The sequence below is a fragment of the Frigoribacterium sp. 2-23 genome (assembly GCF_049601585.1).
Taxonomy (GTDB): Bacteria; Actinomycetota; Actinomycetes; order Actinomycetales; family Microbacteriaceae; genus Frigoribacterium.
In genome coordinates, this window is sequence record NZ_CP187126.1 from 1,163,663 (window position 1) to 1,176,455 (window position 12,793).

10 protein-coding genes are annotated in these 12,793 nt (G+C 70.2%); 7 read left to right on the plus strand and 3 right to left on the minus strand.

The genetic code is table 11. From position 1 onward, the window contains the following. Positions 1–98: 98 nt before the first annotated feature. Together ACPEEZ_RS05550 and ACPEEZ_RS05555 are read left to right on the plus strand one after the other, a co-directional pair. Positions 99–1,388, plus strand: coding sequence for an anion permease (locus tag ACPEEZ_RS05550; RefSeq protein ID WP_423923619.1), 1,290 nt, complete (start codon positions 99–101; stop codon positions 1,386–1,388). Beyond that, a complete protein-coding gene (locus tag ACPEEZ_RS05555; protein WP_423923621.1) occupies positions 1,385–1,594 on the plus strand; it encodes a hypothetical protein in 210 nt (69 codons plus the stop codon). Before ACPEEZ_RS05550 ends, ACPEEZ_RS05555 begins: the two co-directional genes overlap by 4 nt. Positions 1,595–1,709: 115 nt before the next feature. Here ACPEEZ_RS05555 and ACPEEZ_RS05560 read toward each other — a convergent pair whose 3' ends face one another. Continuing rightward, entirely contained in the window at positions 1,710–3,095 is a 1,386-nt protein-coding gene (locus ACPEEZ_RS05560; protein WP_423923623.1) for an MFS transporter, read from the minus strand. A 383-nt stretch (positions 3,096–3,478) separates the two neighbouring features. Between ACPEEZ_RS05560 and ACPEEZ_RS05565 the strand changes: the two genes are divergently transcribed. Further along, entirely contained in the window at positions 3,479–5,017 is a 1,539-nt protein-coding gene (locus tag ACPEEZ_RS05565) for an aspartate ammonia-lyase (protein ID WP_423923625.1), read from the plus strand. A 32-nt stretch (positions 5,018–5,049) separates the two neighbouring features. Here the strand turns inward: ACPEEZ_RS05565 and ACPEEZ_RS05570 are convergent, their stop codons facing one another. Beyond that, on the minus strand, positions 5,050–6,120 hold the full coding sequence (locus ACPEEZ_RS05570) for a YhjD/YihY/BrkB family envelope integrity protein (RefSeq protein WP_423923627.1): 1,071 nt from the start codon (positions 6,118–6,120) through the stop codon (positions 5,050–5,052). Between the two features lie 54 nt (positions 6,121–6,174). Between ACPEEZ_RS05570 and ACPEEZ_RS05575 the strand changes: the two genes are divergently transcribed. Further along, on the plus strand, positions 6,175–7,593 hold the full coding sequence (locus ACPEEZ_RS05575; RefSeq protein ID WP_423923629.1) for a PrsW family intramembrane metalloprotease: 1,419 nt from the start codon (positions 6,175–6,177) through the stop codon (positions 7,591–7,593). A 24-nt stretch (positions 7,594–7,617) separates the two neighbouring features. Here ACPEEZ_RS05575 and ACPEEZ_RS05580 read toward each other — a convergent pair whose 3' ends face one another. Beyond that, positions 7,618–8,946 carry an MFS transporter gene (locus ACPEEZ_RS05580; protein WP_423923631.1) on the minus strand — a complete coding sequence of 443 codons (1,329 nt, stop codon included), beginning with the start codon at positions 8,944–8,946 and terminating at the stop codon, positions 7,618–7,620. A 236-nt stretch (positions 8,947–9,182) separates the two neighbouring features. On the opposite strand from ACPEEZ_RS05580, the gene ACPEEZ_RS05585 reads away from it, so the two are divergent. The 3 genes from ACPEEZ_RS05585 to ACPEEZ_RS05595 all read left to right on the plus strand — a co-directional run bounded on the left by ACPEEZ_RS05585 (position 9,183) and on the right by ACPEEZ_RS05595 (position 12,783). Then, on the plus strand, positions 9,183–9,557 hold the full coding sequence (locus ACPEEZ_RS05585) for an FKBP-type peptidyl-prolyl cis-trans isomerase (RefSeq protein WP_423923633.1): 375 nt from the start codon (positions 9,183–9,185) through the stop codon (positions 9,555–9,557). Then, positions 9,554–10,387, plus strand: coding sequence for an aldo/keto reductase (locus ACPEEZ_RS05590; protein WP_423924183.1), 834 nt, complete (start codon positions 9,554–9,556; stop codon positions 10,385–10,387). The genes ACPEEZ_RS05585 and ACPEEZ_RS05590 overlap by 4 nt, the downstream gene beginning before the upstream one ends. Before the next feature lie 134 nt (positions 10,388–10,521). Further along, positions 10,522–12,783 (plus strand): HelD family protein, encoded by a 2,262-nt coding sequence (locus ACPEEZ_RS05595; protein ID WP_423923635.1) that lies wholly within the window; start codon positions 10,522–10,524, stop codon positions 12,781–12,783. Positions 12,784–12,793: the final 10 nt, after the last annotated feature.

Sequence of the window (12,793 nt, forward strand, 5' to 3'; positions counted from 1 at the left end):
GGGATCTCGGGGCATCGCGAGGACCGCGTTCACCTCCTGGACACCCGTGATCCACGTCCTATTTGACCGTCGTTCATCGGGCTGACAGACTCGCCGCGGTGGATCTCACGCTCATAGTCGTCCTGGTCATCGCGTTGGCCCTCTTCTTCGACTTCACAAACGGTTTTCACGACACCGCCAACGCGATGGCGACACCGATCGCCACCGGCGCCATGAAGCCGAAGGTCGCGGTGACCGTCGCGGCAGTGCTCAACCTGATCGGGGCGTTCCTCAGTACCGAGGTGGCCAAGACGGTGTCGGGTGGGATCATCCGCGAGGGCGACGGCGGGGTGCAGATCACTCCCGAGATGATCTTCGCGGGTCTCATCGGTGCCGTCGTCTGGAACATGATCACGTGGCTCCGCGGCCTACCGTCGAGTTCGTCGCACGCGCTGTTCGGCGGTCTGATCGGCGCGGCCCTCGTCGGTGCCGGCGTCGGCTCGATCGACTTCTCGGTCGTGCTCTCGAAGGTCGTCCTACCGGCCTTGCTCGCCCCGCTCATCGCCGGCGTGGTCGGCTACACGGCGACCCGACTCGCCTACACGATCACCCGCCGCCGCGACGACAAGAGCGAGCGCGGCGGCTTCCGCTACGGCCAGATCTTCACGTCGTCGCTCGTCTCGCTCGCGCACGGAACCAACGACGCGCAGAAGACGATGGGCGTCATCACCCTCACGCTGATCGCCTCCGGCTCGCTCGGGGCCGGCTCGGGCCCGCCGCTCTGGGTGGTCGTGGTCTGCGCGTTCGCGATCGCGGCCGGCACGTACACCGGCGGCTGGCGCATCATCAAGACGCTCGGCGGCGGGCTCACCGACATCAAGCCGACGCAGGGCTTCTCGGCCGAGGCCTCGACCACGGCGACGATCCTGGCGTCGAGCCACCTCGGCTTCGCCCTGTCGACCACGCAGGTCTCGAGCGGCTCGATCATCGGTGCCGGCCTCGGACGACGCGGCTCGAAGATCCAATGGGGCACGGCCGGCAAGATCGTCATCGCCTGGTTCATCACCCTGCCCGCCTCGGCCGCCGTGGGCGCGGTCGCCGCCTTCATCGCGACACTCGGCGTGGGCGGTCTCGTCGTCGACGCCGTCGTCGGTGTCGCCGTCATCGCCGGGATCTTCCTGCTGTCTCGACGCAAGCCGGTCGACCATTCGTCGGCCCTCGAGGTCGACGTGGCGGCGACGAGTGTCCTGCAACGCCGGCGGGCCCGCCGGGCCGCACGCAAGGGCCGGGTCGAGAGGCCGCAGCCGACCTCCCAGGCGCGGTTCGTCCGGTTGGACGAGCCGTCCGTACCGGGCACGGCCACCGATGTCACAAGCACGGATGACACGATCGACGGGAGCACACGATGATCGACTGGAGCGCCTTCGTCATCGTCGCGCTCGTCTCGCTGTTCTCCGCGGCGGCGCTCGTCAGCCTGTATTCGCTCGGGCTGCGGCTGTACACCGTCGAGAACCGCGGCACGGGGCGCTCCGTCGCGGCCTATGCCTGCTTCGTGCTGTGCGCCCTCGGCGTGCTCTACGGCATCTACCTGATCATCCCCGGCTTCCACCGTTAGCCCGGGCCGCGGGGGTCCGACCCGCGCCGCGCCTCCTGACGTTCCTCCGAACGATGTGTCGCGTCGGGTGGGTGTTCGTCGGAAACATGCACCCGACGCGACACATCGTCGCGCCTCAGTCGGCGGGGAGGGCGGCTCGCTCATAGCGGGGCTCGCGCCGGGGGATGAACAGTGCGATGACGACGCTGACGAGAGCCGCGACCCCGCCGATCACGAACGTGAGGCGGAACCCGTCGGCCGTCGGCACGAGGGCGTCGCCGAACGGCACCGAGTTCGCCGTGAGCAGCAGGCCGACGACGGCCGACGCGCTCGTCGTGCCGAGTGAGCGCATGAGTGTGTTCAGCCCGTTCGCCGCGGCCGTCTCGGTCGCCGGCACGGCGTGCATGATGAGCGTCGGCATGGCGGCGTACGCGAGGCCGATGCCGAAGCCGATCAGCACCGACACGAGCACGATCTGCCAGACCTGGCTGAAGAACAGGGCCGCGACCGCGTAGCTCACGACGATCAGTGCGCCACCGACCACGAGGCAGAGCCGGGCGCCGAAGCGGGCGGTCGCCCGGGAGGCCACCGGCGCCATCAGCATCATCACGACACCGGACGGCGCGAGGCAGAGCGACGCGACCATGATCGTCTGGCCGAGCCCGACACCGGTCTCCGTCGGCAGCTCGAGCAGCTGGGGCAGCGACACGTTGCTGCCGAACAGGGCGAAGCCGAGCGCGATCGATGCGAGGTTGGTGAGCAGCACCGCGGGGCGGACCGCGACGCGCAGATCGACGAGCGGGCTCGCGACGCGCAGCTGGTACCAGCCGAACAGCACGAGCACGACGAGTCCGACGAGCCCGCTGACGAGCGTCGAGACGCTCGTCCAGCCCCAGTCGTTGCCCTTCGAGACGGCCAGCAGCACGCCGGTGAGCCCGACGGCGAGTCCGATCGCACCGGGCAGGTCGAAGCGACCACCCGTGCGGAGGGTGCTCACGGGGATGAACACGGCGACCAGGACGAGCACGACCACGCCCAGCCCGGCGGCCGTCCAGAACAGCACGTGCCAGTCGTAGGTCTGGCTGATCCACGCGGACAGCGGCAGGCCGATGGCACCACCGAAGCCGAGGGTGGCGCTGACGAGCGCGACCGCGCCTCCGAGGCGGTCGGGGTGCAGCGTGTCGCGCAGGATGCTGATGCCGAGCGGGATGACGCCGATGGCGGCACCCTGGAGGGCCCGCCCGACGATCAGGGGCAGCAGGACGGACGAGGAGGCGGCGATCACCGACCCGACGATCATCACGACGAGCAGCACCAAGACGATGCGTCGCTTGCCGTACAGGTCGCCGAGGCGACCCGCGATCGGCGTGAACACGGCGGCGGACAGCAGGGTCGCGGTGACGATCCAGGTGGCGTCGCTCGCCTGGACGTCGAGCAGCCGTGGGAACTCGGGCACGATCGGGATGACCAGCATCTGCATGAGGGCCGCGACCATGCCGGTCAGGGCGAGCACGGCCGTCACGACGCGAGGGTCGCGCGTCGTCGTGAGTGCATCTCGCTCGCGCTGCTCCCGGCGCGGGAGGGGACGGTCGAGGGGCGAGTCGGCGGAGGGGGAATCGGGCGTGGCGTCGCGCGTCAGTGTCAAGTCGATGTCGTTCTCGTGCAGGGCGATCCGGAAGAGCGCGGGGTGTGGCGTCCCGAGGGGACAGGAGAGAGGGCAACGTCTCGTTGCAGACTGTGCAACGAGAGGGGTCGTGCGGCTATTCCCGCGGCGATCGCTCTGCGCGACACGTGTTGATCATTCCGCGTGTTCCGAGCCCGCGCCTCCTCGGCTCGGTAGGCTCGTCGGCGACCGCTCCGGTCGACGACGACCGGGCGCAATCGACGACGAAAGGCACGTGATCCGTGACGATCGAGACCGACACCGGCGCACCCGTACCGGCCACCGCGACGCGAACCGAGACCGATTCCCTGGGCAGTCGGGAGGTGCCGGCCGATGTCTACTGGGGCATCCACACCCTCCGCGCCCTCGAGAACTTCCCGATCTCGAACCGCCCCATCAGCGTCTACACCGACCTGGTCGAGGCACTCGCCGTGGTCAAGCAGGCCGCTGCGCGAGCCAACGTCGAGATCGGCGTCCTCGACCGCACGAAGGCCGAGGCCATCGAGCGCGCCTGCGTCGAGATCCGCGGCGGTGCCCTGCACGAGCACTTCGCCGTGGGCGTCATCCAAGGAGGCGCGGGCACGTCCACGAACATGAACAGCAACGAGGTGATCGCCAACCGCGCCCTCGAACTGCTCGGTCACGCCCGGGGCGACTACGCGCACCTGCACCCCATCGACGAGGTCAACCGCAGCCAGTCGACGAACGACACGTACCCGACCGCGATCAAGATCGCGATGGTGTTCTCGATGCGGCGGCTGCTCGACGAGCTGGACCTGCTCGCGGCGTCGTTCTCGGCCAAGGGCGCCGAGTTCCACGACGTGCTCAAGGTCGGTCGGACGCAGCTCCAGGACGCCGTCCCGATGACCCTCGGCCAGGAGTTCACCGGTTTCGCGCACACGCTCGGCGAGGACGCCCAGCGGCTGCGCGACGTCATGCCGCTGCTCGGCGAGATCAACCTCGGCGCGACGGCGATCGGCACGGGCATCACGGCCGACCCGAAGTACGCGGAGGCCGTCCGCCGCCACCTCACCGACCTCACGGAGCTGCCGCTCGTCACCGCGCCCGACCTGATCGAGGCCACGAGCGACGCGGGCGTGTTCATGACCTTGTCGGGTGCGCTGAAGCGCAGCGCGATCAAGCTGTCGAAGATCTGCAACGACCTGCGTCTGCTGTCGTCCGGCCCTCAGGCCGGCATCGGCGAGATCACGCTGCCCCCGCGTCAGGCCGGCTCGTCGATCATGCCCGGCAAGGTGAACCCCGTCATCCCCGAGGTCGTGAACCAGGTCGCCTTCGCGGTGGCCGGTGCCGACGTCACCGTGACGATGGCGGCCGAGGCGGGGCAGCTCCAGCTGAACGCGTTCGAACCGGTCATCGCGCACTCCGTGCTGCAGAGCCTGCAGTGGATGACACGGGCCTGCGCGACCCTCCGCGAGAACTGCGTCGACGGCATCCAGGCCAACCGGGCACGGCTGTCGCAGCAGGTCGAGACGAACGTCGGCAGTGTCACGGCGCTCACGCCGTACATCGGCTACTCGGCGGCGGCCGCCATCGCCCACACGGCCCTGACGACGAACGCATCGATCGCCGCACTGGTCGTGGCCGCGGGGCTCATGAGCGAGGAGCAGGTGCGCAAGGTGCTGTCGCCGGCTCGCTTGTCGGGCATCGAGGCCGTCACGGCCGCGATCCCGATCATCGACATCGACGACCCGGCCGCGGTCGTGGCGCGAGCGGCGAACACGGCCGGTGCCCGAAACCCGGGGGACGAGACCGCGGGCTGACCCGCGCCTCCTCGTCCGCGCCTCCTCGTCGGTCAGCGCAGCGAGCCGTCGCCCGCCGGCTCAGCGAGGACGGGGCGGTCGCCGGCCTGCTCGCGCAGCTCGGCGCCGTGCTCGCGGACGGCCGCTTCGCGGATGGCGCGACCGTTGCGGATGTCCCATTCCCGGTTGCGGGCCAGGACGAGGTTGCGCGTGGTGTCGCGGAGCGGCAGCGGGATGCTCTCCTCGGCGGGGATGCCGCGGTTGAGTTGACGCATGCGGAGGATCTCGCTGTCCAGCTCGCCGCCGATCACGAGCACGAAGTTGCTGATGTACGAATAGATCAACGTGATGATGGCGCCGCCCAACCAGCCGTAGACGCGGTCGTAGTTCGACACCGTCGCCACGTAGATCGCGAAGCCGGTCGTGCAGAGCGCCCAGACGCCGAGGGCGAGCAGCGCGCCGTACGACACCCAGCGGATGCGCGGCGGTCGGATGTTCGGGGTGAAGTAGTAGAGCAGCCCGACGACGAACACGGCCAGGCCGACGAGCACGGGCCACTTGAGCACGTTCCAGAGGTCGATCCACGGACGACCGAAGCCGGCCGCGTCACCGATGCCGTCGATGACGGTCGGCGTCACGAGCAGGATCACGGCGATCGCTCCGTACGACACCATCAGCACGAGCGTGACGAGCATCATCTGGCCACGGAACTTCCAGATGCGACGCCCCTCCTCGACCTCGTAGACCGTGTTCATGGCCCGGCCGAACGCGGTCGTGTAGCCCGACAGCGACCACAGGGTGCCGATGAGTCCGACGGCGAAGCCGGCCCCCGGGCTCGACAGGCTGAGCAGCTGTTCGAGCGGCGCCCGGATCGCCTCGGCCGCATCGGGGCGGATGACGTAACGGGCCACCGTGAGGATGTCGTCGACCGCGTCGTCGCCGTCCTGGAACAGGGCGACCCCGGACACCAGCGTCAGCGCACCGGGAAAGAGCGCCAGCGTGGAGAAGAACGTCAGCGACGCGGCGGTGTCGACGGTGCGATGCCGGAGGAAGTCGTGCCAGACCCGCATCAGGATGTACCGCCACGCGCCCGGCAGCTGGGGTCGCGAGACGATCGGCTGCATGACAGAGAGCGTATCGGCGACCGCGCTCGGGCCGTGTCCTCTAGGGTCGCTGGTATGAGCTGGCCTGGATACCCGGACACCGGAGCGCCCGGGTACGACCCGTACGGACGACCGATGGCCAACCCCGAGCCCGTCTGGTACCCCGTCCAGCCGGTCTTCGCCGCGCCTCCTCCGCTGCCCAAGCCGCGCCGGGGCACCGCCAGCCTCGTCGGGCTCTCGGTCGGCTTCACCGTGATCGGCGTCTTCGCGCTCGCCGTGCTCGTGTACTTCGTCCAGGTGCTGCCGGTGGCGATCCTGCTCGCGGCCAGCCTGCTGGCGTTCGTGCCGTTGGCGATCGTGCTCGTCGGCATCTGGCTCGTCGACCGCTGGGAACCCGAGCCGCGCCTGGCGCTGCTGTTCGCCTTCCTCTGGGGTGCCGCCGTCGCCGTCGGCACGGCGCTGATCGTGGACGTCGTCGTCGTGACGGCCCAGCAGATCGTCGGAGCGGGCGGGGGCAGCGACCTGTTCGGCGCCGTCGTCCAGGCACCCATCGTCGAGGAGGGCGCGAAGGGCTTCGGGGTCCTGCTCGTCCTCTGGATCTTCCGCAAGAACTTCGACGGTCCTGTCGACGGGGTCGTCTATGCCGCCACGGTCGCGGCCGGGTTCGCCTTCGTCGAGAACATCCAGTACTTCGGACTGCAGGTCTCGGACGACCTGCAGTACGGCGTCGGGGGACTCGGCTACGTGTTCGTCGTCCGCGCCCTGATGTCGCCGTTCGCGCACGTCATGTACACCGCGTGCACCGGGGTGGCCCTGGGCTTCGCGGCCCGCAAGACCGGCCCGGGCGGTGCCGTCGGGTTCTACTTCATCGGGCTCGTGCCCGCCATCCTGCTGCACGCCCTCTGGAACGGGGCCCTGAGCTTCGTCACGGACGACGGTTTCTTCGTGTACTACCTGCTCGTCCAGGTGCCGATCTTCGTCGCGATGATCCTGCTCGTCGTGCTCCTCCGACGCAACGAACGCCACGTCACGCACGACCGTCTCGTCGAGTACGGCTCGGTCGGATGGTTCAGCCCGGACGAGGTGCAGATGCTCTCGACGGGCGCGGGTCGTCGTCAGGCGAAGCAGTGGGCGGCGGTCAACGGACAGAGCGCCGCGATGAAGCGGTTCGTCTCCACCGCGACGCGACTCGCGTTCACCCGACAGCGGATCGTCAAGGGGCGCGCGGACGAGGCGTCGAGGCGCGATGAGGGCGAACTGCTCGACCAGCTGACCATCGCCCGACGCGCGCTCCAGGCGCCGGCCGTCGCCTTCGTCGGCTACCCCGAGCCGCAGTTCGGGCCGGGGCCGCAGTACGGGCCGGGGCAGCAGTACCCCGCGCAGCAGTACCCAGGCCAGCAGTACCCAGCGCAGCCGGACCCTGGCCAGCACTACCCGGGGCAGCAGTACCCCGGCCAGCAGTACCCCGGGCAGCAGCCGCCGCAGACCTGGTGACCGCCGACCCTGCGGCGGGATTGGCTAGGGGATCGGGTGCAGCGCGTCGTATGTGCCGAACGTCGGCGTGAGCCGCGCGATCACCCCGACGAGCACGATGATCAGCGCTCCGCCGAGCAGGGGCGGCCACATCACGCCGGCTGCCGCGACGAGGCCGACGAACAGGTCGCCGATGCGCGGCCCGCCCGTGACCACCACGATGAAGATGCCCTGGAGGCGACCGCGCATGGCATCGGGTGCCGCCGCCTGCAAGATCGTCGAGCGGAAGATCGCACTCACGTTGTCGGCCGCGCCCGCCCCGGCCAACGCGACGGCCGCCGCCGCCAGGGCGACGAGGTTGGCATCGTCCAGGCCTTCGGTGATGCTGCCGAGACCCCGGGCGGGCGTGATGAGCAGGACGAGGCCGAACAGCAGGATGAACCCGCCGTAGACGGTGATGGCGATGTTCACCGCGCGGCCCTGGCGCCTCACGTGCCCCAGGCGGCCGGAGAACACGCTGCAGAGCAGCGCCCCGATCGCGTACGAGGCGGTGAGGACGCCGACCGTCACCGCGCCTCCTCCGATCACGACCGCTCCGACCACGGGAAAGAGCACGCGGGGCTGGCCGAACGTCATCGCGACGATGTCGACGATGAAGGTGGTGCGGATGGTCGGCGAGCGGCGCAGGAACCTCATGCCGAACGCGAGCGACTCGAGCCCGGGGCGCTGCGTCTCGCCCTCGGGACGGATCGGCGGCAACGTGAGGATGCCGAGGAAGGCGAAGGAGAACAGCACGACGTCGACGGTGTACGTGATCGGGAACCCGACCGAGGCGACGAGCACGCCCGCGAGCGCCGGCCCGACGGTCAGCATCAGACCGGTGCCGATCCCGCCGAGGGCGGAGGCGGCGGGCAGCAGGTGCGTCGGCAGCAGCCGGGGCACGATGGAGGCGCGGGAGGTGCCGATGAGCGTGCCGGCGACCGCGTTGACGGTGGTCAGGACGTAGAGCAGTACGACCTCGTGCAGGCCGAGATACGCGTGCAGGGCGATGGCCGCGGTCGACAGCCAGGCGAAGACGGCGGCCACGAGGGCGACCTTGCGCCGGTCGAACGCGTCGGCGAGCATGCCGCCGTAGAGCCCGGCGACGATCATCGGTACGAGGGACACGACGCCGACGAGCGCGACGGCGAACGTCGACCTCGTGATGTCGTACACCTCGAGGCCGACGGCGACGAGGGTCAGCTGCGTGCCGATGCCACTGATCGACGAGCCGACGAACAGGCGGGCGAAGGCCGGGCTGACCTTGAGGGGGGTGATGTCGACGAAGACCGGGCGGCGACCGTTCGCGCCGGGTGCGGGAGGTGAAGTGCTCAAGGCTTCATTGTGCCCCGGCTGCGACGGGACTCGACCGCGACGTCGATTTTGACCCGGTCGCGAGGGGGAGTAGCGTCCATTCGTTCGCATCGATGAACTGATCTCGGTGCGGACGGATGTCGGGTCGGCCACTCGAGCCTCGCAGGGAGGATTCGAGGGGCCGACCCGGTTTCATGCCCGATGGAGCAGGGCTGCGGACGTGTCTCGGTCCCGGGTCGAGTGGTTGGATGGTCAGCATGACTCACGACCCCCAGACCAAGCCCGAGATCGACGCCCCCACCGCTCCGGCCCCCGCCGAGCTCGAGATCACCGACATCACGGTCGGCGACGGCGACGAGGCCCAGAGCGGATCGACCGTGACCGTCCACTACGTCGGCGTCGAGTTCGACTCCGGTGAGGAGTTCGACGCATCGTGGGGCCGCGGCGAGCCCATCACCTTCCCCCTCGCGGCTCTCGTCCGTGGGTGGCAGGAGGGCATCCCCGGTATGAAGGTCGGCGGACGCCGCCAGCTCGTGCTACCCCCGCACCTCGCCTACGGCCCTGCCGGCGGAGGCCACCGCCTCTCGGGCAAGACCCTGATCTTCGTCATCGACCTGCTCGGGGTGAGCTGATGACGGCCCCGTCGATCGGGCTGAACGACGGCACGACGCTCCCGGCCCTCGGGCTCGGCACCTACGGCATGAACGGCGACGAGGGCGCCGGGCAGATCGCCACGGCGATCGACTCGGGCTACCGTCTGCTCGACACCGCCCTCAACTACACGAACGAGGACGCCGTCGGCGAGGCCATCCGCCGCACCGAGGTGCCGCGTGCCGACCTCGTCGTCACGACGAAGCTCCCCGGTCGTCACCACGGCTACGAGGAGGCGCTGGCGAGTTTCGAGGAGAGCCGCGCCAACCTGGGGCTCGATTACGTCGACCTCTACCTCATCCACTGGCCGCTGCCCCGGGTCGACAAGTACGTCGATGCGTTCCGCGCGTTCGTGAAGCTGCAGGAGGACGGTCTCGTGAAGTCCGTCGGCGTCTCGAACTTCACGGCCGAGCACCTGCAGCGCGTCGCGGACGAGACCGGTGTCGTGCCGGCCGTGAACCAGATCGAGCTGCACCCGTACTTCCCCCAGGCGGAACTGCGCGCCGTGCATCAGAGCATGGGCATCGTCACCGAGAGCTGGAGCCCGCTCGCGAAGCAGAGCGAGCTCCTGACCGAGGGCGTCGTCACCGACATCGCCCGGGCCCACGGCAAGACCCCGACGCAGGTCGTGTTGCGCTGGCACGTCCAGCTCGGCGCCGTGCCGGTGCCGAAGTCGGCCGACCCCGGTCGTCAGCGCGAGAACCTCGATGTCTTCGACTTCGAGCTGTCCGAGGACGAGGTCGCCGCGATCAGCGGTCTCGAGCGCGGTCGGCTGTGGGACGGCGACCCCGTCACGCACGAGGAGTTCTGAAACCACTCTGCGGCCACACCGCCGCACGCGACGCGCGCCACCCGTCTCGGGTCGGCGCGCGTCGTTCGTTCGTGCCCCGCGCCTCCTCGGACTCGTTAGACTGACATGCCGACTTTTCCCGAGGGGTTGTGTACTTGGTGTCTTCCGAACTTGACCGCGAACGCGGCTATGTCGCCACGCTCTACGCGCGGCTCGACGAGCTGAAGGCGGACGCCCGCGTGCGCCTCGAGCGCACCCGCCGCGAGACGGTCGGGGGCAATCACCAGAGCCGGACCGAGCGCGACGCGTTCGCCCGGCTCTACGAGGACACGATCGTCCAGCTGGGCGCCGTCGACGAGCGCCTGGCCTTCGGGCGCCTCGAGCTGGAGACCCCCGACGCCACGTCGGCGGGCGAGACGGGTCGGCACCGGTACATCGGGCGCATCGGCCTCCGCGACGAGGACCACCACCCGATCCTGCTCGACTGGCGGGTGCCCGGGGCCAGCGCGTTCTACCAGGCCACCGCGGCGACCCCGATGGGCGTCCGCGCGCGACGTCACCTCACGCTCGACGGCCGCCGCGTCGTGCGCCTCGAGGACGAGGTCTTCGACCCCGAGCTGCTCGATCGCGACGACGTGCAGCTGCAGGGCGAGGGGGCGCTGATGGCGGCCCTCACCGCGCAGCGCACGGGTCGCATGACCGACATCGTCGCCACCATCCAGGCCGAGCAGGACCGCATCATCCGGTCGCAGCTGGACGGCGTGCTCGTCGTGCAGGGCGGTCCGGGCACCGGCAAGACGGCCGTCGCCCTGCACCGCGCGGCCTATCTGCTCTACTCGCACCGCGATCGACTCCGCGGCTCGGGCGTGCTCGTCGTCGGGCCGTCGCGCTCGTTCCTGCGCTACATCGAGCAGGTGCTGCCGTCGCTCGGCGAGAGCGGTGTCGTGCTGTCCAGCCTCGGCGGGTTGTATCCCGACATCGAGGCGACTCGTGACGACGAACCGGCCGTGGCCGCGCTCAAGGGGTCCGCCGAGATGGCCGACCTGTTGCGGCGCGCGGTGCGGTCGCGCCAGATCCGGCCGAGCGAGCCCACGACGATCGACATCAACGGCGAGCGTCTCGTGGTGCACCCCGAGCTGATCGGCGACGCGATGAAGCGCGCACAGGACCGCGGCAAGCAGCACAACCTCGGGCGCGTCACGTTCAACAAGCAGGCCCTCGCCGCTCTGACGCGGCAGCTCGTCGCGCAGATGCGCGACCACGGCACGACCGTCGACGAGTCGGACGAGGCGGTGCTCCGCGAGGACATCCGCCAGTCGTACGACGTCCGCGTGCTGCTCAACACGGCCTGGATGCCGCTCTCCGCCGAGAAGCTCGTCGAAGACCTCTACGCGCGACCGAACTGGTTCGCGTCCCTGACCCCCCGGTGGACACCCGAGCAGCGGGCCCTGCTGCGTCGGCCGCGCGGCTCGGAGTTCACGATCTCGGACATCCCGCTGCTCGACGAGGCGGCCGAGTTGCTCGGCGAGTTCGGCGCGGGCGTCGACCCCGAGAAGCAGGCACGCAAGGCGCAGCGCAAGCGCGACATCGAGAACGCCGAGCGCGCCATCGAGAACATGGGTGTCGAGGGCATGGTGTCGGCCGAGCAGATCGCGGGCGGCTTCGCCGAGCGCGCCGCGAGCATGACCACCGCCGAGCGGGCCGCGGGCGATCGCACCTGGGCCTACGGTCACGTCGTCGTCGACGAGGCCCAGGAGCTGTCGCCGATGCAGTGGCGCCTGCTGTCGCGACGCTGCCCGCTGCGTTCGTTCACCGTCGTGGGCGACATCGCGCAGGCGTCGAGCCCCGCCTCCGCGTCGTCGTGGGACCGCGCCCTGCAGAGCCTCCTGGGCCGTCGGCGCGGTTCGGCGGCGGCCGGCACGTCGGCGCCCTGGCGCCTGGAAGAGCTGACGGTCAACTACCGCACGCCGAGCCAGATCGTCGAGTACGCCGAGGGGCTGGCCCGCGACAGCGGTCTGCGCATCACCCCGAGTCGGTCGGTGCGGTCGAGCGAGTGGCCCGTGCTCGAGACCGGCCGCGGCCTGACCGGTGCGGCACTCGTGGCGGCCGTCACCGACGCCGTGGCCGTCGACCGCGGCATCGACGCCTCCGGCACCACGGCCGTCATCGCCCCCGACGAGGTCGTCCCGGCCCTGGTCGAGGCCTTGGTGGCCGTCTATCCCGGCGAGGTCGCCCCCGGCACGGCGTCGCTGACGAAGCCCATCTCGGTGCTCAGCCCGGCGACGTCCAAGGGCCTCGAATTCGATTCCGTCGTGGTGGTCGCGCCCTCGCGCATCCGCGAGGCGACGGCACGGGGCAACGCGAGCCTCTACGTGGCGATGACGCGACCGACCCAGCGACTGACCGTCGTCGGCTGACCGGCGCCGC

What these genes read in the sequence shown, in the direction of transcription:
- ACPEEZ_RS05575 (WP_423923629.1), top strand. Translation starts at nt 6,175, where the DNA reads ATGAGCTGGCCTGGATACCCGGACACCGGAGCGCCCGGGTACGACCCG.
- ACPEEZ_RS05555 (WP_423923621.1), top strand. Translation starts at nt 1,385, where the DNA reads ATGATCGACTGGAGCGCCTTCGTCATCGTCGCGCTCGTCTCGCTGTTC.
- ACPEEZ_RS05570 (WP_423923627.1), bottom strand. Translation starts at nt 6,120, where the DNA reads ATGCAGCCGATCGTCTCGCGACCCCAGCTGCCGGGCGCGTGGCGGTAC.
- ACPEEZ_RS05585 (WP_423923633.1), top strand. Translation starts at nt 9,183, where the DNA reads ATGACTCACGACCCCCAGACCAAGCCCGAGATCGACGCCCCCACCGCT.